This window comes from Leptospira kmetyi serovar Malaysia str. Bejo-Iso9, from assembly GCF_000243735.2.
Taxonomy (GTDB): domain Bacteria; phylum Spirochaetota; class Leptospiria; order Leptospirales; family Leptospiraceae; genus Leptospira; species Leptospira kmetyi.
In genome coordinates, this window is the sequence record NZ_AHMP02000003.1 from 2980910 (window position 1) to 3002533 (window position 21624).

24 protein-coding genes and 2 tRNA genes are annotated in these 21624 nt (G+C 43.1%); 11 read left to right on the forward strand and 15 right to left on the reverse strand.

The window, feature by feature from the left end:
• Nucleotides 1-28 precede the first annotated feature (28 nt).
• Nucleotides 29-1825, forward strand: coding sequence for a monovalent cation:proton antiporter-2 (CPA2) family protein (locus tag LEP1GSC052_RS16315; RefSeq protein WP_010573186.1), 1797 nt, complete (start codon nt 29-31; stop codon nt 1823-1825).
• Between the two features lie 318 nt (nt 1826-2143).
• On the opposite strand, the gene LEP1GSC052_RS16320 is transcribed toward LEP1GSC052_RS16315, so the two are convergent.
• The 6 genes from LEP1GSC052_RS16320 to LEP1GSC052_RS16345 are packed head-to-tail and all read right to left on the reverse strand — an operon-like array spanning nt 2144 to nt 7522.
• The gene (locus LEP1GSC052_RS16320) at nt 2144-2962 is read right to left on the reverse strand and encodes an LA_1326/LA_4305 family lipoprotein (RefSeq protein WP_010573185.1); all 819 of its coding nucleotides are present in this window, start codon (nt 2960-2962) and stop codon (nt 2144-2146) included.
• Between the two features lie 27 nt (nt 2963-2989).
• Nucleotides 2990-3244 carry a carbon storage regulator CsrA gene (csrA, locus tag LEP1GSC052_RS16325; RefSeq protein WP_010573184.1) on the reverse strand — a complete coding sequence of 85 codons (255 nt, stop codon included), beginning with the start codon at nt 3242-3244 and terminating at the stop codon, nt 2990-2992.
• Nucleotides 3245-3697, reverse strand: a complete 453-nt coding sequence (fliW, locus tag LEP1GSC052_RS16330; protein ID WP_010573183.1) for a flagellar assembly protein FliW — start codon at nt 3695-3697, stop codon at nt 3245-3247.
• 50 nt (nt 3698-3747) lie between these two features.
• Nucleotides 3748-5013, reverse strand: a complete 1266-nt coding sequence (locus tag LEP1GSC052_RS16335; protein ID WP_010573182.1) for a flagellar hook-associated protein 3 — start codon at nt 5011-5013, stop codon at nt 3748-3750.
• A 38-nt stretch (nt 5014-5051) separates the two neighbouring features.
• Nucleotides 5052-6962 (reverse strand): flagellar hook-associated protein FlgK, encoded by a 1911-nt coding sequence (flgK, locus tag LEP1GSC052_RS16340; RefSeq protein WP_010573181.1) that lies wholly within the window; start codon nt 6960-6962, stop codon nt 5052-5054.
• A 32-nt stretch (nt 6963-6994) separates the two neighbouring features.
• Nucleotides 6995-7522: a flagellar protein FlgN gene (locus tag LEP1GSC052_RS16345; protein ID WP_010573180.1), complete on the reverse strand. Its 528-nt coding sequence runs from the start codon at nt 7520-7522 to the stop codon at nt 6995-6997.
• 262 nt (nt 7523-7784) lie between these two features.
• Here LEP1GSC052_RS16345 and LEP1GSC052_RS16350 point away from each other — a divergent pair, with 262 nt between their 5' ends.
• The gene (locus LEP1GSC052_RS16350) at nt 7785-8837 is read left to right on the forward strand and encodes a M23 family metallopeptidase (RefSeq protein ID WP_020985586.1); all 1053 of its coding nucleotides are present in this window, start codon (nt 7785-7787) and stop codon (nt 8835-8837) included.
• 28 nt (nt 8838-8865) lie between these two features.
• On the opposite strand, the gene LEP1GSC052_RS16355 is transcribed toward LEP1GSC052_RS16350, so the two are convergent.
• Nucleotides 8866-9174, reverse strand: a complete 309-nt coding sequence (locus LEP1GSC052_RS16355; protein WP_010573179.1) for a DUF1905 domain-containing protein — start codon at nt 9172-9174, stop codon at nt 8866-8868.
• Between the two features lie 67 nt (nt 9175-9241).
• Complete coding sequence (locus LEP1GSC052_RS16360) at nt 9242-10339, reverse strand: hypothetical protein (protein ID WP_010573178.1); 1098 nt, start codon at nt 10337-10339, stop codon at nt 9242-9244.
• Here LEP1GSC052_RS16360 and LEP1GSC052_RS16365 point away from each other — a divergent pair.
• The gene (locus tag LEP1GSC052_RS16365; protein ID WP_010573177.1) at nt 10338-10934 is read left to right on the forward strand and encodes a hypothetical protein; all 597 of its coding nucleotides are present in this window, start codon (nt 10338-10340) and stop codon (nt 10932-10934) included. The two genes, LEP1GSC052_RS16360 and LEP1GSC052_RS16365, sit on opposite strands and share 2 nt — an antisense overlap.
• Before the next feature lie 109 nt (nt 10935-11043).
• Here LEP1GSC052_RS16365 and LEP1GSC052_RS16370 read toward each other — a convergent pair whose 3' ends face one another.
• Nucleotides 11044-11373 (reverse strand): hypothetical protein, encoded by a 330-nt coding sequence (locus LEP1GSC052_RS16370; RefSeq protein ID WP_010573176.1) that lies wholly within the window; start codon nt 11371-11373, stop codon nt 11044-11046.
• A 28-nt stretch (nt 11374-11401) separates the two neighbouring features.
• Nucleotides 11402-12637, reverse strand: coding sequence for an ornithine--oxo-acid transaminase (rocD, locus tag LEP1GSC052_RS16375; RefSeq protein WP_010573175.1), 1236 nt, complete (start codon nt 12635-12637; stop codon nt 11402-11404).
• A 165-nt stretch (nt 12638-12802) separates the two neighbouring features.
• Here rocD and LEP1GSC052_RS16380 point away from each other — a divergent pair, with 165 nt between their 5' ends.
• The 3 genes from LEP1GSC052_RS16380 to LEP1GSC052_RS16390 are packed head-to-tail and all read left to right on the forward strand — an operon-like array spanning nt 12803 to nt 14177.
• The gene (locus LEP1GSC052_RS16380) at nt 12803-13177 is read left to right on the forward strand and encodes a TRL-like family protein (protein ID WP_010573174.1); all 375 of its coding nucleotides are present in this window, start codon (nt 12803-12805) and stop codon (nt 13175-13177) included.
• Nucleotides 13178-13184: 7 nt separating this feature from the next.
• Nucleotides 13185-13772: a hypothetical protein gene (locus tag LEP1GSC052_RS16385; protein WP_010573173.1), complete on the forward strand. Its 588-nt coding sequence runs from the start codon at nt 13185-13187 to the stop codon at nt 13770-13772.
• A gap of 18 nt (nt 13773-13790) precedes the next feature.
• The gene (locus tag LEP1GSC052_RS16390) at nt 13791-14177 is read left to right on the forward strand and encodes a DUF423 domain-containing protein (RefSeq protein ID WP_010573172.1); all 387 of its coding nucleotides are present in this window, start codon (nt 13791-13793) and stop codon (nt 14175-14177) included.
• On the opposite strand, the gene LEP1GSC052_RS21490 is transcribed toward LEP1GSC052_RS16390, so the two are convergent.
• Nucleotides 14174-14503 (reverse strand): hypothetical protein, encoded by a 330-nt coding sequence (locus LEP1GSC052_RS21490; RefSeq protein WP_020985924.1) that lies wholly within the window; start codon nt 14501-14503, stop codon nt 14174-14176. The two genes, LEP1GSC052_RS16390 and LEP1GSC052_RS21490, sit on opposite strands and share 4 nt — an antisense overlap.
• Nucleotides 14496-16049 (reverse strand): carboxypeptidase M32, encoded by a 1554-nt coding sequence (locus LEP1GSC052_RS16400; RefSeq protein WP_010573170.1) that lies wholly within the window; start codon nt 16047-16049, stop codon nt 14496-14498. The genes LEP1GSC052_RS21490 and LEP1GSC052_RS16400 overlap by 8 nt, the downstream gene beginning before the upstream one ends.
• Before the next feature lie 75 nt (nt 16050-16124).
• On the opposite strand from LEP1GSC052_RS16400, the gene LEP1GSC052_RS16405 reads away from it, so the two are divergent.
• Nucleotides 16125-16196 (forward strand) — tRNA-Gly (locus LEP1GSC052_RS16405).
• Between the two features lie 217 nt (nt 16197-16413).
• Here LEP1GSC052_RS16405 and LEP1GSC052_RS16410 read toward each other — a convergent pair.
• Both LEP1GSC052_RS16410 and lpxD read right to left on the reverse strand, forming a co-directional pair.
• Nucleotides 16414-16611: a hypothetical protein gene (locus LEP1GSC052_RS16410; protein ID WP_010573169.1), complete on the reverse strand. Its 198-nt coding sequence runs from the start codon at nt 16609-16611 to the stop codon at nt 16414-16416.
• A gap of 60 nt (nt 16612-16671) precedes the next feature.
• Nucleotides 16672-17730: a UDP-3-O-(3-hydroxymyristoyl)glucosamine N-acyltransferase gene (lpxD, locus tag LEP1GSC052_RS16415; protein ID WP_010573168.1), complete on the reverse strand. Its 1059-nt coding sequence runs from the start codon at nt 17728-17730 to the stop codon at nt 16672-16674.
• Between the two features lie 214 nt (nt 17731-17944).
• Between lpxD and LEP1GSC052_RS16420 the strand changes: the two genes are divergently transcribed.
• Both LEP1GSC052_RS16420 and LEP1GSC052_RS16425 read left to right on the forward strand, forming a co-directional pair.
• A complete protein-coding gene (locus tag LEP1GSC052_RS16420; protein ID WP_020986423.1) occupies nt 17945-18877 on the forward strand; it encodes a ferredoxin reductase domain-containing protein in 933 nt (310 codons plus the stop codon).
• A gap of 157 nt (nt 18878-19034) precedes the next feature.
• Nucleotides 19035-19250 (forward strand): transcriptional coactivator p15/PC4 family protein, encoded by a 216-nt coding sequence (locus LEP1GSC052_RS16425; RefSeq protein WP_010573167.1) that lies wholly within the window; start codon nt 19035-19037, stop codon nt 19248-19250.
• Nucleotides 19251-19275: 25 nt separating this feature from the next.
• Here the strand turns inward: LEP1GSC052_RS16425 and LEP1GSC052_RS16430 are convergent, their stop codons facing one another.
• Nucleotides 19276-20895, reverse strand: a complete 1620-nt coding sequence (locus LEP1GSC052_RS16430; protein ID WP_040913657.1) for an anti-sigma factor antagonist — start codon at nt 20893-20895, stop codon at nt 19276-19278.
• Nucleotides 20896-21007: 112 nt separating this feature from the next.
• Here LEP1GSC052_RS16430 and LEP1GSC052_RS16435 point away from each other — a divergent pair, with 112 nt between their 5' ends.
• Nucleotides 21008-21502: a nucleoside deaminase gene (locus tag LEP1GSC052_RS16435; protein WP_010573165.1), complete on the forward strand. Its 495-nt coding sequence runs from the start codon at nt 21008-21010 to the stop codon at nt 21500-21502.
• A 36-nt stretch (nt 21503-21538) separates the two neighbouring features.
• Nucleotides 21539-21622, forward strand: a tRNA-Ser gene (locus LEP1GSC052_RS16440).
• Nucleotides 21623-21624 lie beyond the last annotated feature (2 nt).

The following is a 21624-nucleotide window of genomic DNA, read 5'->3' on the forward strand; positions in this document are numbered from 1 at the left end:
TTATCGTCTAAGTAATCTAGGATAAAGAATGCAGGATCATAACTTACTCATAACTCTTATCGTATTTTTGTCTGCGGCCGTGATCTCGGTTCCGCTTTTTAAAAGAATCGGACTCGGTTCTGTCGTCGGTTACTTGATCGGAGGTACGATCATAGGACCGTGGGGAATCGGTTTGATAACCGACGTGGATAGTATTCTTCATTTGTCCGAGTTCGGAGTCGTTTTACTTTTATTTTTGATCGGTCTTGAATTGAAACCGCAAAGACTTTGGATTTTGAGAAGACCTGTGTTCGGTTTAGGCGGGCTGCAAGTCGTTTTAACATCTCTCGTATTCTTTGTCGCATTATCATTTTTGGGTTTGGAAAAATCGCAGGCCATCGTAATCAGCATTAGCATTTCATTATCTTCTACGGCGTTTGCTCTTCAAGTTCTGGGAGAAAAAAACGAACTCAACACAGCGCACGGAAGAAGCGCGTTTGCGATCCTTTTGTTTCAGGATCTGGCGGTAATTCCGATTATGGCGATGCTTCCCTTCTTAGCGGAATCCGCGGCCGATCCGGGTTCGCAAGGAGGAATGAAACAAATTCTTTTAGCGGTCGGAACGATTCTTGCCGTGATTTTAGCGGGAAGATTTTTAGCCCGTCCTTTGTTCAGACTTGTCGCATCCACAGGGAATCACGAAATTTTCACCGCTCTTTCTCTTCTGATCGTAATCGGAGTTTCGTTGTTGATGGATCAAGTCGGTTTATCCATGGCGCTCGGTTCCTTTTTAGGCGGCGTTATTCTTGCCGACTCGGAATACAGACACGAATTGGAATCCAATCTCGAACCGTTCAAAGGCCTTCTCTTGGGTTTATTCTTTTTAGCGGTGGGAATGTCGATCAATCTCGGAGAAGTTTTAAAAGATCCGATTCTCGTGTTGGTATTCGCATTAACGCTTATGTTCGTTAAAGCGACCATTCTTTATCTTTTGGGAAGAATCTCCAAACACAACGAAGAATCTTCTCTCAATCTTTCGGTGACGATTTCTCAAGGCGGAGAATTCGCATTCGTAATCTTAGGAGTCGGTGTTTCTCTTTCTATTCTTCCTCGAGAAAGAGCGGACTTGGTCATCGCTGTAGTAACGCTTTCCATGGGTTTAACTCCGATCCTCGGAATCGTAAAAGATAAAGTTTCAGATTTGATTTTCAAAAAGGAACAAGAACAGGAAGCGGACTCGATCGAAGAACAAAATCGAGTGATCGTCGCCGGTTTCGGAAGATTCGGACAAATCATCGCAAGGATGCTTTTCGTTCACAGAATCGGTTTTACGGCATTGGAGCGAAATCCGGACCAAGTAAACTTAGCAAGAAAATTCGGTTACAAGATCTACTACGGAGACGCGAGCAAGTTGAGTCTTTTGAGATCCGCAGGCGCAGAATATGCAGATTTATTTATATTAGCGGTTCAAGATATAGAAATTTCCATCAAGGTCGTGGAATTGATTAAGAAACATTTTCCGAATTTAACGATCATTGCGAGAGCTCGAAATCGGGAGCACGTTTTTAAGCTCATGGAACTCGGAGTAAAAATCATTCGAAGAGATACGTTCGCTTCGGCTCTAGAACTCGCGGGAGAAACCTTGAGAAACCTCGGGTTTCTGGATTCGGAAGTGGAACAGAAGGTTAAAAAATTCAGAGCTCACGACGAATTGACCCTGAAAGGCCAGTTTCAAATTCGAAACGACGAGAAAGAATTCATTCAGTTTTCCAAGAACGCGATGCGCCAATTGGAAGCCGCCTTTGAAGCCGATCGCGAAGAAAAAGAGGGGAAGGCCGCGAGCTGAAATTCTTAACTTTTTATAAACTGCTACAATTCGTTCTATTTGATAAAAAAAGCGTCAGATCGAATACAAGTTACTCAATAAATTATTACGGAATTCAATTCGTAAGCGGGTTTCAATCAAAAATATAACGGGGCAACCCGTTTTTCTCTGTCTTTTAGATCCAGTCCAGCGGATATGTTCATTATAGGAAACTTTTCCGTCTCGGACTTCCCATAGAGTTTGTGGCGGAGAAATCCAATTCTCTTCACTATTCTCTCCGGAGTGGCTCTTCACCGAGCCGCTCCGATTTTTTGAAATCCGCTCGGCCGCTCGAATCGATTATAACGATTTTAGAATCTCTTCGCGCTTTCTTTTGTATTCTTCTTCGGAAATTAATTTTTTATCGAATAGATTTTTCAGTTCCAACAATCTTTTCTCGGAATCCTGAATCGTCTTTTCCTTTTGCGGAGTTTTTACTTCTACATCCTGGGACTTGGTCGCACCCGTTTTTAGAACCACGTGAAACTTCTTCGACTCGCCCTGCGTATCTTTATAATACGACAATATTCCGATTGCCGAGTCCGGAATAAAAACTTCAAGAGAAGGTTTGAGATTGGATTCGGATAAGGAATAATTCGACCAATCTTGAAACGCGTAAGGCGTTTGAAAGTCTATGAATTGATTCAATTCGAAAAAGACAAAGTGAATCGAATCGATCGTCGGGTATAATAAGAAGACGGTTCTTCGGATTCTTCTTCCCGGATTGATCGTATCTTCTTTTTTCAAAATCCAAAGTTGAAAAACATGCGAAGGCGAACTTTCAAAATTTCGAATGGAACGCTCTGCGATTTCCTGGCACAGTTCCTTCGGAAAAATTCGAAACGCGGAATCGTTGATGAGAGAATCGTTTCGATTTCCCATTTGATACAAAGCGTCCGCGATCAGAGTTTTGAAATTATTTCTTTCCTGGTTTTGAAGATAAGATGCGTTTCGATCCAACCAGGGAGGCAAGTCAGCCACGTTTTCAAAAGAATAAAACGCGATCGAATCGGACGAATAGTTCAATTCTTTTCGGATTCCCGCAAAGCAGGAAAGTATAAGAAAGGATAGAATGAAAAATCGAAATCGATTCATGACGAAGGCTTGAAAGAATTTCATTCGAAACTCGATTCCTTCAAGTAAGAATTATTCTTTTTTTCCGGAATCTTTCTTTTTGAGAATGTTCCCGATTTTACCGAGATCTTCCGGTTTGATTTTTGCGCCCGCGGCTTTTTTATTCTCTTCCTGAATGTCTTTATAAACTTCGGCCCTATGAACGGAAACGTTTCTCGGAGCTTTCACTCCGATCTTCACCTGATCGCCTTTGATATCGACGATGACGATTTCAATATCGTCGCCGATCATGATCGATTCGTTCGTTCGCCTTGCTAAGACCAGCACTTAACCCGTCTCCACTGCGGCCGATTCGAGAATTTTTTCCCGAACGGAATGAGATTCGTTTCTCGAGATGAATTGTTTTCCTAAAAGGGTTTCCTTGTTGATGAGAATCGGTCCCTGCATGTTGGCCGTCATCAAAGCAGGATCTTCTCCGGGGATCGTAACGATCACCAACGTTAGACTCTCTTTGATCTCCGCGATCCCGATTCCCTGCAATTCCTGTTCGGGAATCAAGGGTTTATATTCTTTCTTAAAAAGAGAAGGCGGAATCACCACGAAGGCGAGATCCACTTCCTCGACGGATTGAAGCCATTTGAAAACGGATTCTTCCTCTTCTTCGATGAGAGCGAACTTTTTGTAATCCTCGAATCCGAGCAAACCTTCCGGAAAAGACAGGATTTGTTTTTCCGAAATTTGCATTTTTCCAAAGGGCTTTGTATGAATCTCGATTCCCATTTTAAATATTTACCTTCGACGTTTCCGTTAAAAACGTTCTAACTTTTCGTTTATCTCAGAAAGTCCATCAATGTCGGTTTAATGATTTTCGATCCGACGTTCAACGCGTATTGATGAACGGTTTCCAACCACTTCATATTCATGATGGTCTCGGGAAAATCGATTCCTTCGTTTTTGGAAAGAAGTTCCGTCATGTATGATTTATCGAAGTCCACTCTTTGAGCGTGTTCTTCCATACGATTCATTCTCGCGCCTACGATGGCTCGATGACGAAGAATATTCTCCATCGCCAAATCGAGATCCTGAAGATCGCGTCCTGAAATTCTTTCCTGATCCTTTTGAATGAGATCGTTTCTAAACTGGATCATCACGTCGAAAACGGAAAGACCAGTTACGGTCGCCGACTTCGAATAGTTGTTAGGCGGTTCGGACGTCGCCGAATCGACAAGACCGATATCTCTCAAGATCGTTCCGCCTTCCACATCCTCCATCCAAATCTGATGCGGAGCAGTTGAACTTAAGCTGATGTTATCCTGCGCGAGTTTATTGGCTTTCACTTCCAAGGGAGAATTGTTGATCTTATCGATGATATCGTCGATCGTATCGCCCGCCGACACTTGGATCTCAACTCCGTCGATCTTGAACTTTTGATCCGAGGAAGCGATATAACCCGAGTTATCGACCTTGCTTGTGATACTCATATTGGTTCCCCAGAAAACCTTGTTTCCCGGAATCGTTACGGGAACGTATTCCCCCTTTTCGATTTCGCGAAGTTGTTCTCCGATATCGCCTCGATATTCGACGCCGATGTATTGATTCTTAAGTTCGATTCCCTGCAAACCTTTGATCTTGGATTCGATCGGTTCGAAAGGAGGTCTTTCGATCACGTGTCCGCCGAACAAAGGACGTCCGGTTGCGTCCCTTGTGTTCGCGATGTCGACTAACGCTCTTAAGATTTCGTCGATTTCTTTTCCGATCGCGACCTCAAGTTCGAAACCCTTATCGCCTTGATAGATACCGTTGGACGCTTGAACCGCGAGAACTCTCGCTCTTTGAAACAAGGAACCAATACGATCCAATTCGCCGTCGATTTGCTGAAGACGGGAATTTCCGTCGTCGATGTTTCTTTGAAACGTATCCAACTCGTTCAATCTCGAACGAAAGAACATCTGATTGGTGGCGCGGCCCGGCTCGTCGGACGGAAGACGGATTCTTTGTCCCGTCGAAAGCTGGTTCTGCGTCTCGTCCATGTTGAGCTGATGTCTGTTTAAATTATGAATCAGACTGTTGTTTTGCATCATGTTCGTAATGCGCATCATAAACTTCTCTCCTTACCCGTCCTTGTTATCCGGGATTAAGCGCCTAATCGATTGATGATCGTATCGAGAATTTCGTTCATCGTGTTGATCATCTTTGCGGACGCGTTGTAAGAATGCTGAAACTGAACCATGTTTGCCATCTCTTCGTCCAGGTTGACTCCCATGACCGATTGCCTCATGTTTTCGAGTTCACCCATCAGATCGTTCTGGATTCCGAATTCCTGTTTTGCTTCTCTCGCTTCGGTTCCCAGCTTGGAAATCAAAGTGTTGTAAAAGTCGTCCGTCGTTTTCGAATAATCCACCATCACGGGACTGTTTCTCAGAGCGGAAGCGACCATCAAAGCGTTGCGTCCGTCCTTATGACCGCCCGGAGAATTATAATCTCCAGTACCGCCGACGTCCTTGCCTCTTGCGGCCGCTATGTTCGAAACGTTATTCGCGATTGAATCCGCAACCCTAAAATGCGAAGACGGATGAAAGTGCGGAGTCAAGGTGATGTCTTCCGAACGGGCCTGAAGTTTGTTGATCTCGCCGAGACGTTTGTAGTCGTAGGCTCCGCTTGGACCGGACGCCATCAGGATTCCGGTCATACCCACGAGAAGATCGCCGGAGTCTTCCATATGTCTGAGAATAAAATTCTTATTCGGATGATCGTCCGCGACGGTAGCTTTTAAAGCGAGTTGGTTGTCATGGTTCATATAAGCCACAACACCCGAACGAGAAGCGTTGATTTTTTTGATGATCCCGTTCAACGTATCGTTTGTCGAATAAGGAATCAACACCGGAGCTTCTTTCGAATCCGATTGATTGAACGTAAGCGTTCCGTTGATTCCGATCGGACGATCCGGATCGATCGTGTTTTTACCGGTCACTCTAAAAATCGCGGTAACGTCGTTTTGTCCGTCTCCGTTGGAATCATATTCGCCGAATGTATTGATCGATAAGGAACGAATATTAAAGAAAGCTTGATTGGTGTTTCCGTTGATCCCGAAACCGTCTTTGTGAATCTCGTTAACCGCATCCATTACGTTGATCGAAAGAGAATCCACTTGATCGATCTTCTCGCGAATGATCTTATCGCGCACTTCGATCAGACCTTGCAATCTTCCCTTTCTCAAAAGAACGGGATCGCCGGTTGCGGACCAATAAAGATCCAGGAGTCCGTCCTTGGAAGGATTCCCGAGAATGTCGATCTTGTTCGCTTTGTTTCCTTGAACGAGAATCTGCTGACCGATAAAGACCATCAATTCGTCTTCGTCGGAACGACCGATCGTAACGTCGACCAAGGAAGAAAGTTCCTGTAAAAGAGCGTCGCGTTTGTCGTAAAGATCGTTCGGTCGATCGCCGAGAGCTTCCGACTTGCCGATTCTTTCGTTCAACGTGCGGATATTTTCCGCGATCGTATTCATATGATACGCTTTGGTTTCAATTTCGCGATTGGCTTGATCTCTAAGCTGAGCGAGTTTGCGATAAACGTCTTCGGTTCTACTCCCGAGCCCGTTTGCCTTTTCGAGAACCACGGAACGATGCGCGTTGTCTTCGGGATAATTCGCGAGATCTTCCCAAGAAGACCAAAACTTATCCATCAAAGTACGAAGAGTGGTTCCGTTCGGTTCGTTAAAAACCGTTTCTAATTGATAAAGATATTCGTTGCGTGCAGCCCAGTAGTCTTTGTTTCCCGAGGTTTCGATGATTCTATCATCGATGAAGTTGTCTCGGATTCTTTCGATAGAAGCAATCTCGACTCCTTGTCCGATTTGACCCGGAAGATTGGCGCGGTTGAGAGAAGGATCATACAAAGGATCCATCGCAGTCATCGTGACTCTCTGTCTCGCATAATGCTTGTTATCCGCATTGGAAATATTATGGCCTGTCGTTTGAAGCGCTTGTTGGTGCGCGGTTAAACCCCGCTTTCCGATTTCAAGTCCTGAAAATGTGGATCCCATGGCTTCCTCCTATTACGAAATATTCGATCGACTTACGCCGAAGCGTTCAGCATCAAAGCCTGTCTTTTGGCTTGTTTGCGTTCCGGATTCTTTCCCGATCCGTACGTGCTAACGCCGGATTCCATCGCTTTTTCCTTCATGACGTCGATCGTTCTAGAAAGAATTTCCTGACGAGTCAGGATCAGCTTTTCGTTGGATTTGATTTTTTCTTTTAAACGATGAAGAACTGCTTTGAGAGAGGATCCGTATTCTTTTAAACGGAAATTGGATTCCCGATCGAGTTGGTTTAAAAAATCGGATAAGGTCGGCGCTCCGGTTTCCGGAAGAGCGAAATTCTTAGAGCGATACACTTCTTCGATCGACTTCATACGAACTCTTTCGATCTCCGCGGCCATAACGAGCAACTCGTATGTCTTTTTAGTAATCGCTTCGAGAGACTTTCCGTCGGCTTGAACGACTGCGGCCGATTTTTGAGTCTCCAATTCCAGAACGTTAGAATAAAGATTGATCTCGTCCTGAAAAAGTTTCGTAAGTTGCTCCAACCATTCCTCTTGTTTCATCTGTTTTATCCGATCCCTGCTATCAAGAATCGGTAAAATCGGAAATTTGCTTAGGTAATTTTCGAAGAAAAAGACGAATCTCCCGGCGGTTACTCATAAGACATAAGCGAACTCGGGATTTCGAGCGGGAAAAGATCCAAAAAATGAGTCTGATTTACTTGAGTTCTTTTGTTGTCCAAGCGGAGAATCGAAGGTTCACAATTTATTTCCAAACGTTTTTAAATTGTACTCCCAAACCTTCCGAAAAAAATAGCAGGATACGATGCAAAATTATCTGAGAATTTTTTACGTTATACTTTTCTTAATTCAGTTCCTCGGTTTCGATTCCGTTTTTTCCAAAGACAAGACGGAATCCAAAAACAAGGACGTAAAACTGGCTTCCACTCTTCCGATCGGTTCCAAAAAGGAAAAAGAAGTTAAGGAAAAATCGAAAAAGATTTCTAAAAAAGAAAGTCCTGCGGAATTCGAGATCATTAAAAAGAAAGAATCTCTCTTTTCCTTTTCGATTCAGACCAGAAGATTTTCCCAGGGAGAACTTCTATTTCTCAAATTGACTCCCGAAAAAACCACTCTCTCCAAATTGGATAGAATCAAAATTCTTTGGGAAAAAAAAGAAGTTCCTTACACGATGAAGGATTCCGTTTTTTACGCTTGGATCCCAATTTCTCCGGAGTTTGATAAGAAAAGTGGAATATTAGAAATTCAAGATAAAAATCTGTTTCGAAAAAACGATTTTAAGGAATACGAAATTCCGATTCATAAAACCGCGTTTTCTGTTACGAAAGTTTCCACTTTGACCATGGATAAAAAATACACTTCGGAAGAACTTCCCCAGGAAACCCTTGATTTTATAGCGGATTGTTCCAAGGCAAAGGCGGAAGCATTTCATTCGAAGACGGACTTACAGATTTCTTCCGATTTCGCGTATCCGGTTCAAGAAATTCATTTTACGAGTCCGTTCTACAAAAGAAGAATCTACAATAAAACGAAAGGCAAACCGCACGGCGGCGTGGACTTCAAAGGCGGAGTCGGGACGCCGATTTACGCGATCAACGACGGAACCGTAATTCTTTCCAGAGCGATGTATTACGAAGGGAACTTCACGGTCATCGATCACGGTTTGGAAGTTTATTCTCTTTATATGCACCAATCTGAATTAAACGTGAAGGTCGGCGATAAAGTCAAAAAAGGAGATCCGATCGGAAAAGTCGGTTCAACTGGAATGTCGACCGGTCCGCATCTTCACTTGGGTTTACGCGTTCAAGGAACGATGGTAAATCCGCTCTCCGTAATCGGACAAAAATTATTCAATTAGAAAAATTGAATATTCTCGGTTGACACGATTAGATTTGAATCGTAAGAAGAACGCTTACGTTCCGATCCAAAAGAATTTTTTCCCGTTTACGGACGTCCGCCTTTAAAGGTAAAACATACTTCGGAGAATTCTTTTCCGGGAAGATGGAAGTATTCCAGCTTGTTTGACCGATTTGAGCGAGAACGGGAACCATTCCCCAAGATCCTTTCGATTGTTCCGCAAGCAGTTTAATCTTTTTGGAAACGTTCAACGGCAAGGTTAGAAAATGCCAACCGCCTTTGCCGGGATAAATCCAAACCTTTGCTTTAAATTGAATTTTAAAAGAATTCGGATTCATTCCTTTTTGTGTTCGATTTTGAATCGATCGTCGTATGAAAAATAATAATTTAGAATTTATGAATATTCTATTCTCGTTTAAAACTTTGCAGGATTTTTTCCACGACTTCTTCGTGAGCTTTTCCTTTGACTAAATTTTCGGAGATATGAAACAAAAACGAATCCGGAAGCTTATCTCCCGAGGCGATAAAAAAGCCGGTCTTCGCGTATCTCGGTCTTAGATTATCGTAATACGTCCAAAAAACTCCGTCCATTCTCTTTTCGAAATTCTCTTCTCCGAGTTCGTGAACCTCTACCATCTCGCCTTGATTGACCGCAAGATCCAAATATTTTCCGAACTCGGGTTTGATCTTGTCGATTTCCAGAAAAGGTTCGGGAAAATAAAAAATTCGAATCGAAGGATAACGATTCGGATCGGTTTCGCTGGAAGAAATAATTCCCGCGATTTGTCCGGTTCCGGTCTGATCCTTTAAGGTAAGATTTTTCGGATTGTGAAAGTAAAAATCCTCGGGCAAAGTCAGCTGAACTTGGATATCCGAGTTTTTCAAGATTCTCGATTCGGAATCGTAACTCCAATTGGTCAGTTCTTTTTGTTCCCATGTCGGTTTAAAAAGTAGGTATGAAGTCAATATCTCCGCTTGTTGAAGCGCTTTAAAACTTAAAAGTCCTCCGGTTAAAACCATCAAACCGAGCAACGTGATTCTATAAAAAACGGTGCTTTCCAAAAAGCGTAAAACGAGTCCGATCACACAATAAACGGAAATGAAAATAATGCCGGAACGATTGGAATAAAAATCGGTGAAGAAGAGAAGCGCTATGCAGGAAGTAAAAACGATCGCTTCCACGATCGGATTTAAAAGAACGCGAACCGATTCGTAAGTGCTCGTAGAATCCGGACCGATCTTATATCTTTTAACGGATTCTTCCTTGAGAAGTTTTCCGAAAGCGAACGAGATCAAAAAGAAAAAACCGGTAGCGACGAGAAACGCTCCCGAAACCAAAAGAAGAATAAAAAATATCGGGAGATGATTTTCATGAAGAATGAGAAACGAAATTCCAATGATCGAGTAAATTAGATACAGCTTTCTCAAAAAGGAAAGTTCTTGCAGTTTCCCAAGGAAAGATTGGAGTTTCTTCCAACCAGGAATTTTTTGGAGCCATTTCATGAGTCAGATTACCGGTTTTTTTTCAGATCTGAAAACGAGTTTTGACAGCCTATCCCAGTCCATCCAATCATTTCTTGATACGATCGGGGTAATTACGTCTTTTTTAAAGATTCTTTTTTCCATCGTACCTTTGGACCTCTTTTTGGTTCTGATCTTTTCTTTGCTCATCGTTTATCTTTTTAATACGATTTCCCCGAGCACGAGCCGATCGAATTACACTCTCGCTGTTTTGATCGTTTCTACTCTGAGAGCTTTCTTTCATAACGCGGTTTCGCAAACTTGGAATCTCGGTCCCGTTTTATGGACGGCCTTGTATCTTTTAATTCCCGCATATTCCGTATTCTTGATTCGCTGGTCTTTTTCCTTTTTGAAAACGACGTATCAAAGAAGAAACGCGCTCAATCCCAAAGATTTCGAAAGTGGTTTGAACAAGCTTCAAAAATCCTTTCACGATTTAATGGCAAAAGCGTACGGAGAATTGAGTTCTTCCGATTCGAAAAAACCTTTAGATCGAAGTCTCTTGAAGGAACAAGTAGAGGAATTGGAAAGAAGTATCCAAGGTCTAAAAACTTTGATCGATTCCAAAAAAGAATAGAGTCACCCGTTTTCGGGAATTAAAAAAGCAATCGAAATTTTAACGAAGCTGTTTGTCGGAAGAATCAATTCTCCTCAAAAAATCAGCTTGTAAACCGAAATCCAATCGATCAGTCGACCGGCTTGAATAAATCTTTTACGGCGTCTTTCGCCTTAGACTGATTGAAGTCTTCGCGATCGATCAGGATCAAATCCAAACCTTCTTTTTCGATGCGGTTGAGAATTTTTGCGATCTCCGAAGGTGATTTGGAATTGGTCGCCAAGTAACGAAACTTCGTTTTACATTCGGGACAATCTTTGTCTTTCGTATAATTCAAACCGAGATGTTTACAGTTTCCGCAAGTTCCGTACAAATCGTCGATCAACATCAGTTGAGAGGAAACTTCGGAGACGCTTAACTTTTTCCAAACACGAACGTATTTTTTATCGTCAGTCTGCATGTAACATTTGGATATTTTGAAATTTCACTTAGTCAAGACAAAACTGGACGGCTTGATCGATAATATCGCAGGCCTCGTTCATCTCTTCGGAACGGATCACAAGAGGAGGCGCGAATCGAATCGTATGATCGTGTGTGGTTTTCGCGAGAAGACCCAAGTCTAAAAGTTTTTTACAAACGTCCTTTGCGACCGACTTTTCGTTTTTTTCCTTAAACTGAAGAGCGTTCAATAATCCTTTCCCGCGAACGTCTTCAATGTCGTCGTATTTGGATTTTAGAAGATTCATTCTTTTTCGAAAAATCTCCCCCATCGCTTCGGAGTTTTCGGTCATCTTTTCTTCGACTAACACCTGTAAGGCGCGTTTGGCTACGGCGCAGGCCAAAGGATTTCCTCCATAGGTCGAACCGTGTTCTCCCGGCCGAATCGTAAGCATCACTTCGTCGCTCGACAATACCGCGGACACGGGAAGAATTCCTCCCGAAAGAGCTTTTCCTAAAACGAGAATATCCGGTTTCACGGATTCGTGATCGCCCGCGAGAAGTTTTCCGGTTCTTCCCAAGCCGGTTTGCACTTCATCGAGGATCAATAGAACGTTCGCCTCCGAACAAAGTCGTTTGCATTCCGCGAGATATCCTTGTGTGGGAACGATCACGCCAGCCTCTCCCTGAATCGGCTCGACCATAAAACCCGCGACGTTCTGATCTTGCAGAGAATTTTTCAACGCTTTAATATCGTTAAACGGAATGATTTCGAATCCCGGAACGAAGGGACCAAATTCTCTTTTGCTCAAAGGATCGGTGGACGCGGAAATCGCTCCGATGCTTCTTCCCCAAAAATTACCGGACGCAAAAATAATCTTGGCTTGATTCTCCGGAATTCCTTTGACCTTGTATCCCCACTTTCTGCAAAGTTTAACCGCGGTCTCTGCACCTTCCACGCCCGTGTTCATGGGAAGAATTCTTTGATAACCGAGAAGCTTTGTGATGTATTCCTCATACTCTCCGAGTTGAGAATTATAAAATGCTCTGGAAGTCAGCGTCAACTTACGCGATTGTTCGATCAAAGTTTCAATCAGTTTCGGATGACAATGTCCTTGATTGACCGCGGAATATGCGGATAAAAAATCGAAATAACGTTTTCCTTCCACATCGTATAAATAAATTCTTTCGCCTTTGTCTAAAACGACGGGCAAAGGTTCGTAGTTCGAAGCTCCGAACGTATTTTCCAACTGAATGTAATAGGACGAATCTTTAACGAGGGACATACTTCCTATTGAAGAACAAGATTCGATCGACACAAGGAAATTTTTTTACACCGATCAAAACCGGATTTTTTTGTTATGAAAATTCGATCTCTATTCTTTTACCTTGACTTTTGATTTTTCAGATTCAAAGTTTTCGAAAGTTTTAAGACAACCCGGGACCACACAATGAAGATTTTATCGATGAGAACGTATCTGATTCTTTGCATTACATTTATTACAATTGGCAACTGTCTTTACACGAATGTAAAAACTCCGGGTTGGTTCTACTCACAAAGTTACACGGACGTTCGCGGAATGGAACCGGTTGGAAAACTTACCGGTCAAGCGTGCGGAGAAGGTTGGCTTTGGCTTGTTTATACCGGCGACGAAAGTTACGAGGCCGCGGTCCAAAACGCGATTCAAGACAAGGCGGATCTTCTTTTCGACGTGCAGACGGATTACTATGTTAAATCGATCTTCTTCAACCTTTACTTTTATAAATGCACGCGAGTTAGCGGAATCGGCGTGAAACTTCCTCATAGACTGATGAAAAAAGACTAAGAATACTATGAATTCATGGATTCGAATCTCCGTCTTAACTTTTGTAAGCGCGGCATTATGTTTGGATTGCGCCTTACCGATCGGAAGTCGCAGAACTCTTGTTAAACGAAACCCCATGCCGTATCCTACCGACGCGATTCTATCCCCCGAAAATCGGGTTTCCGTCGCAGGAACTTATTTTAGAGATCCTTCGATTCATTATGGGAACGCGTCCACACGTTTGCGTTTGTTCGGTTTCGACGGTTTTATCCATTCCACCTCTTCGCTTCCACACAAGGATATGTTTCATGGTTCTTTGGACGACTGGGATTGGTCCAATCACAGGATCATACGTTTCGAAGGAGAAAGTCAGGGTTGTCAAAGGGGAGTAACGTTGATTCTTCCTTTAAGACAAGGAGAAAGAGAGGCTTTGGTTCCCGTATCCTTCGTTTTCGGAAAGACGAGTTTTTATGACGAACTGAAACAAGAAATGGAAAAGAATAAGATTAGAGCGCTCTTCGATTCGAGATTGGACATTGAACAAACCGCGTTTCTATTTTGGTTGGTTCAGAAAAGATGTATTCGCTTTAAAAGTTATGCTATTCAGGAATTTTGAATCCATTTCACTCGAGTTATGACGGGAAAACAAAAAACAATTCTCATCCTTTCTTCCTTATCCGGGTTTCTCGGAGTTGCCTTGGGCGCGTTCGGAGCGCACGCTTTAAAAACTGTGATAACCCCCGACTTGCTGGCCGTTTATGAAACCGGAAATCGTTATCACTTAATTCACAGCATTCTTCCTTTGATCCTAGCGCTCACGGGTTTCGTAAACAGAAACAAAGCCGCGTGGATTTCTTCGATTCTATTTCTTGCAGGAATTCTAATATTCTCCGGTTCTTTATACGTTTTGGCGATCACCGGAATTAGAATCTTGGGCGCGATCACTCCGATCGGAGGGGTTTCGTTTTTGATCGCGTGGGCCTTATTGGGTTTTTCCGCGATCGGATCCAAGAACGACTAACGCTGGGTTCCGAAGTAGAATTTACCTTTTTTTTCGATCAGCTTTCTCGTGATCAATCCTTCTGCGATGATCAACAAACCTTGAACCGCGGATTCTTTTTTGGAAGTTTCCGCTTCTTTTTGTTCCGCCATAAGCTGATGAACGTATTCTCTTCTTTTTCCTTCCAGAACTCCGAGCATGGAGCCGCAGACCTTGCTATCTCCGATCAAAAAAGCCAAAGCCAACGTTTGCGGCGGCGTTTCATTGCAAAGATAGTAAAGCGCTAAGTTGTCGAAGTAGGAAAGTTCCTCGAAAGATTTTACGGTAAGTTCTTCTTTTTCATCCATGATTGATTGATTCCAATTCGATAAGTTTTTTTTCGAGGTATTGAACCAAGTGGGAAGAATCCGGATCGGAGCCCGTAGCGGTTCGGATCAAATTCTCCGCCGAATAAAATTTTCCCTTCCAGTGGACATTTTTTCTGAGCCAATTCAGAAGAGAAGAAAAGTCCTTTTTGGATTTTACTTCGTTTTGAAAATTCGGATTCTCTTTTGAAAAGGATTGGAAGAGCTGGGCAGAATAAATATTCCCCAACGTATAATTCGGGAAGTAACCGAACGCACCGCCGCTCCAGTGAACGTCCTGTAAAACTCCTTCTCGATCGGAAGGAACTTCTATGCCGAACATTTCCTTCATCTTCGCGTTCCAAATTTGGGGGAGTTCGGAAACTCCGATTTTGCCGTTGATCAAATCCCTTTCGATTTCGAATCGCAGAATGATATGAAGGTTATAGGTGATCTGATCGGCTTCGACTCGGATCAAGGACGGAGAGGATTGATTGATATACGCGAAAAGATTCGGAAAACTAAGTTCGGATTCTTTTATATTCAGAGTTTCTAATAGAATCGGATAATACGTTTCCCAGAATTCTCTGGATCGGCCCACTTGATTCTCCCAAAGACGGCTTTGTGATTCGTGAACACCCAAAGAAACGGAATCGTGCAACGGAGAAGGACCGCCTTCGATTTCGGAAATTCCCGCTTCGTAAAGAGAATGTCCGGTTTCATGCAAAATACTGAATATGGAAGAAAGAGGATCTTTCACATCGTAACGAGTGGTGATTCTTTTGTCCTTACTTCCAAGCGAAGTAGAAAAAGGATGTTCGCTCGCGTCTAAACGGGAAATTTTTTGTGACAATCCTAAAATACCCGGAAGAGCCTCTCCCAGTTTATTCTGAAGAAAGATCGGAATTTCCCGCGGAAACGGATTCGCGACGCTCTTCCCTCTTGCGACCAACGGCTTTAAAGAATTCTTTAAATTAAAGAATAACTTTTCCAAATTCTTCGCTCTTTCACCGGGCTCATAACCTTCGAGTAGCGCATCATACGCTTCGGTTTGATAACCGTAACACTCGGCTTGCTTTTTACAGAGTTCGACGATCTTCGAAAGAATCGGAGCGAAGTCCGAAAAACGATTCTCCTTTCTTGCCTTGGCCCAAACCGCGTGTGCCTTACTTGTCGTAACGGAAAATTCTTCCACGAGTTCCTGTGAAAGGCGGCGAGAACGATCCAGGTCTTGAAACAATCTTTCGAACTCGATTTTTCTTTCCGATTGTCCGGGAAGATTTTTTTGTTCGTTCTCTTCTCTCGCTTTTTGAGCGAGCTTATAAAAATTTTCTCCGGCGTATTTGGAATGGATCAAACCGGAAAGAAGTCCTATCTGCGCACCTCGTTCCGATCTTCCTTCCTCGGGCAAAGTGATTTCGGAATCCCAATGAAGAACGCTGAGAATATTTCTAAGCGTAGAAATCTCTTGATAAGCGGCTCTATATTCCGCGAAGGATTTTAATTCGTTCCGAATCGAATCGGAAAAAAGGTTCTCATACTCTTTCATCTCATTGGATAGTAAAAAATCTTCTTTTAGATTGACAAGTACCCTAACCCTAAAAAAATGATTTTTGCACGATTCGCGGGCATGGTGTAATGGCTAGCACTGTAGCCTTCCAAGCTTCCAGTGAGGGTTCGAGTCCCTCTGCCCGCATAATCTTTCCTACCTCTTCCTCAAAAAGCTGGCTTCCAAACAACCCTACAGACGATCAGAGATCGCTCGTATTAAAATTTTCAAAAAAACTGGGGCGATGCCCTAAAAAGAGTTTAGAATATTCTAAAATTGGAATGAACGAATAGGGCGGGTTTCAGCAGAACAAGAAATCGGTCCCGTTTCAGGAACCGATCCGAGATATTCCGAAAATTCGATTCTATCTCCGAATCGAACTTTCCGATCTATTGTTTTGAATCTCATTCAAGAAAACGATGTTTGTACTTTCGTTTTCCAAAATGTTATCTGCAAGAGTCTCCAACAACTTTCCGATCTTTTTACTTCGGGAAGGGTCCGGCTTACGGGAGATTCTTTCCGGTTTGGTTTCCGGGTTATCTTCGTTCGCTCGGGAATACACGGGAATCCTCCAAAAGGGTGTAAGGGAAAGAATGCGTTCCGAATTTAGGCTCTGTCAAGCTCAATCCTTCTCGTCGATTTCAATTCCGGCGTGTTTTTCGAGATTCTTGATTCTCTTCGACCATTTCTGGAAATTCACGAGGTGACGGATATTGACTCTAACTTTTTGATATTCGGGGAAGGTAAGCCCATAGTCCCAACCTACGAAGATATCCTTTTTCTTCGGAGAATTTCTTAAAGAAGAACCTCCCGCGACAATGGTTCCCGCTGGTACATGCAAATGATCGGAGACAGCACAAGCGCCACCGATGATCACGTTATCTTCTACGATCGTACTTCCTGCAACGCCGCTCTGTCCGGCGATGATGATATTCTTTCCTAATATACAATTATGAGCGACGTGAACCATATTATCAAATTTGCAACCGTCGCCGATGATCGTATCTTCGATGCCGCCTCGATCGACCGTGCACAACGAACCGATTTCAACGTCGTCTCCGATTCTTACCGTTCCCACGTGAGGAATTTTATGATGAATTCCGTTGACGGTAACGAATTTATATCCGTCTCCTCCGATGGAACAGTTACCGGAACAGATGAATCTTTTTCCGATGATCACTCCGTGTTGAATGGAAGAATTCGGTCCGATATGAGAATCTTCTCCGATCGTTACATCTCTAGAAATCTTTACTCCGTCTTCGAGATATGTGTTCGCGCCGATCACGGAATTTTCACCGATGACAACGTATTCTCCCACGGTAACTCCCGCTCCCAACTTAGCGCTCGGATGAATTATCGCGGTGGATGAAATTTTTCCGGACGGGACATAAGGAGGATATACGGAATTTAAAATTTCGACGAGGCTTAGCTCGGGATTTGAAACAACGAGACAAGGAAGCGTTATTTCTTTTGCAAAGTCTTCAGTGGTTAAGATTGCGCTCGAAAGAGTGTTCTTAACTTCGGATAACATTTTCTTTGTGGAAAGAAAGCTGATGGAATTCTTCGCTCCCGGAGTAATCGGGGTTACCTTTTCAATCAAGATCGTATCAGGAGCCGCTGAATTCGTAATCTTGGATCCGCTTACTTTTTGAGCGAGATCGGATAGTTTAATATGGGGCATGTTTCCCTCGTTTTAATTGGTTGATACACGGAGAAACGAACGACTTAAAGCGTCACTCAAAAAAACGGCAGAGGTTTCGGTGATTCATTTCGAATTATAAGAATTAAGACTTCAGTAGAAATAGGATCGAAATATCCCGTTTGACGAAATGGTCTCCCTTAAAACTATGTAGGAAATTTGGAAAATTCTTCATTTTTAGGAATTGTACGCGCTCATGAAACCGATTAGAGAACCTCAGATCAACATATTCAAAAAATCAGCTCCATACAAAGCTAAAGTAATCAGCAATGTTCTATTGACTCCCGAAGCGGGAACCGGTAAAAGACCGAAAAAAGAAGGTGAGGCTCTCGTTCATAGAATCACTCTTGCGATCGATCATTCCGCTTATCCTTACGTGATCGGACAAAGTGGCGGAGTAATTCCTCCCGGAGAAGATCCTGAAAAAAAAGCCAAAGGTTTGGCGGACGCAGGTTACACAGTAAGACTTTATTCCATCGCATCCCCGAGTTATTCTTTCGGGATGAAAGAGGACAATATCGAATTCATCATCAAAAGAGATAACGTATATGATGAGAATGGAAACCTTCAGTTCAAAGGCGTTTGTTCGAACTATATGTGCGATCTGAAAGTCGGAGACGAAGTTGTGATGACCGGACCTTCCGGAAAAAAATTCCTTCTTCCAGTAGCGGACTTCGTCGGAGACATCATGTTCCTCGCAACCGGAACCGGGATCGCTCCATTTATCGGTATGAGCGAAGAACTCTTAGAACACAAACTCATCAACTTTACAGGAAACATCACTCTCGTTTACGGAGCGCCTTACTCCGACGAACTTGTGATGATGGATTATCTCAGAGGTTTGGAATCCAAGCATAAGAATTTTAAACTCGTTACCGCGATCTCCAGAGAAGAAAAAAATTCTTTCGACGGAGGAAGAATGTATATCTCTCACCGAGTGAAAGAACAAGCGGACGCAGTGAAAAAGATTCTGAACGGCGGCGGACGTTTTTACATCTGCGGCGGTCCGAAAGGAATGGAAAAAGGTGTGATCGAAGAAATCCAAAAAATCGCGGGCGACACCGGAACCTACGAAGATTTCAAACATCACCTCGAAGGAGCGCATCAGCTGTTCGTAGAAACATACTGATCGTTTTCGATTTTTTTCAAAACGAAAGCCGAAGGAAATCCGATTTCTTTCGGCTTTTTTATTTTAGAATTCACGCAAATATAATGAAAAACGAATCGATGAAATTCATAAGCGTTGTTTATACTGGTAGAATAAAACTGATCGGGAGATTTTAGGAATGGGATTTATCCGCGACGTAGACAAGGGCCGAGGCGAGGTGATTCGAGTGGAAGTATCCGAGTACAAGGGAACGAAGTATCTGAATCTTCGAGTTTGGTACACGGATAAGGACGGCGAAAAAAAACCGACTCAAAAAGGAATCGCGATTCCACCCGAACTTTACGATCAAATCAAAGAAGCGGTCATCGACGCCGAAAGCGAAGTCAAAGAATAATTCTCCCCTCTTTCAGCGACGTGATTCAGATGCTTCTTTCTTGGATTACGTCGTTGATGATCACGCGAGCCGCTTCTTCGGTTTCGGCGACTCGGATATGACTTTCCAATCTTGTGATGGAAAAAACTTTCTTCACAGAATCTCTCAAATCAGCGACCACCAATTCTCCGCCTCTTCTTTTCAACCAACCCGAAATTTGAATCAAGGTTCCGATCGCCGACGAATCGATGTAAGACGAAGCCTTTAGATTGATGATGATAAAACGAAAACCTTCGCGCATCTTTTCCTGAATATTTCCTTTCAACTCGGGGCATTTATACAAGTCGATATCGCCCGTGGATTTATACGCGAAGATTTGGTCGTGGTATTCTATGTCCTCCGAAATCGGATCGATATTTCTGTATTGAATATCGGAAGCGCCGGCCATCAGATGTTTTCCGGCAGTTTTAGAATTCTCCTTAATTTTGGATTCAAGAGCCTCCAAACGGGATTTTAAGGAACTCATAACCTCGGGCGCGAGATCGATTTGATGATCGACTTCTTTGATCAACGCGCTCAGAATTTTGGAAGCGTCGTCCAAAGATCCTTCCTTGATTAAGGAACTCGCCTTCTTCAACGTTTTACCGGAACGCGCAACGATCGTTTCCACGATTACGTCCGCGTCTTCTTTTACGGAATCCGATTTCCAATCCGGTTTCAGATCGAATTGAACGTTTTCCAATTTCATTTTGTCCGAAAGATTGTAAAAGGAACCTTCAATCCGAATACCGGAATCCTTGTTCGAATCCTGTATTACATTTTCAGGATGTGTTCTCACTCTTATAACGATGTTTCGGATATCGTCCGCTCTCATGTCTCCGCACTGAAGAACCACCGCGCGGATTCTACTCGGTTGTTCGGGATCCATTTCGGTATAAAAAGGAATGTCGCTTATCAATTCTAAGAATTCGACGTCCTTTCCGAACGTGACTTTAGTTTCGATCGATTGAGCGTATAAGGAGCCGATGTCTCCAAATTCACGAAAGAATATATCGCCCGTTCCTTCCGGGTTTTCTATGTAATAAAAATTTCCGCCGCCCGCGTCCGCGATGTCCTTCAAAAGAATTTCGTTAAAGTCGTCGCCGAAACCGATGACCGTAGTCGATATTCCTTTTTTGTAATGATCGGACGCGATCTGAATCAGATCGACCGGGTCTGTAATTCCTTGCGTAGGATTTCCATCCGTCAAAAGAATCGCCCTTTTATATACGGAAGGATCGGAAAACAATTCCAAACCTCGAAGCGTATGCAACCAACCACCCGAAAGATTTGTGGATGTTCCCGGAAGAATCGTATGAATCCGATTGACGATGGAAGTTTTTTCCACGAGTTGAACGATCGGTTGAATCACATGAATGTCTTCCGCGTAAGCGACGACGGAAAGAAAATCTCTTCGAGTCAACCAGTTCACTAAGGAAGAAGCCGATTGAATCACGGCTTCCAACTTTTCTCCTTTCATCGACCAACTTCTATCGATTGCCAAACCTAAAACGATCGGTCTACGATCGGGATTCGTTGCGCCCGTGGGAGAATTAAGACGGATCAATACGGAATTATTTCTGTTTTCCGAGACTTCGTTATGTAAAAACTTCGCGGAGAGAATCATTCCGTTGAAAAAACCATTTACCGAGGGTCCGATCAAGAAGAATTTGTAGAGTACGTCGACGCGATCATCTCTAAATGATAAGAATCCACCTCGAAAAAAAAGAATTCTCTCCATGAAAGACTTATCTTCCAAAGAAAATCCGAATCCCGAATCCGACGAGATCCGACTTTCCGATTTTTTAAAAACAATGGAGAATTTACTCTTACACGATGGAGAAGAAATTCCCAGCTTCACGAGAATCTATCATCGAAACGAATTGATCAGCGAAACGCTTAACGAAGTGGAAAAGAATTCGGATTCTTCCTTTCATAGCGAAATTCTTTGCATTCGAGACGCGAAAGAAAAATTAAAGACCCGTTATTTGTCGGACTGCACTTTGATCACGTCCTTGGAACCGTGTTTGATGTGCGCGGGAACCATTCTTCTTTCCAGAATTCCGAAAGTGATTTATCTTTTACCCGCAAAACAAGGAGAAGGAATTTCTTCTCTCAGCATCGAAACGATCTATTCTCGAAATTTTTTCCCGGAACTCGTATGTATTCCCGCGGAAATTTCCAGAGAAGCGTTCAAATCGTTTTTCAAGGCCAGAAGAAAGAAATTCAATTGACGTACAGCCTCTCGACAGAATTCCTGAAAGCTACAAGGAGAAGTGTCAGAGTGGTCTATTGTGCATGCTTGGAAAGCATGTGTGCCAAAAGCACCCCGGGTTCGAATCCCGGCTTCTCCGAC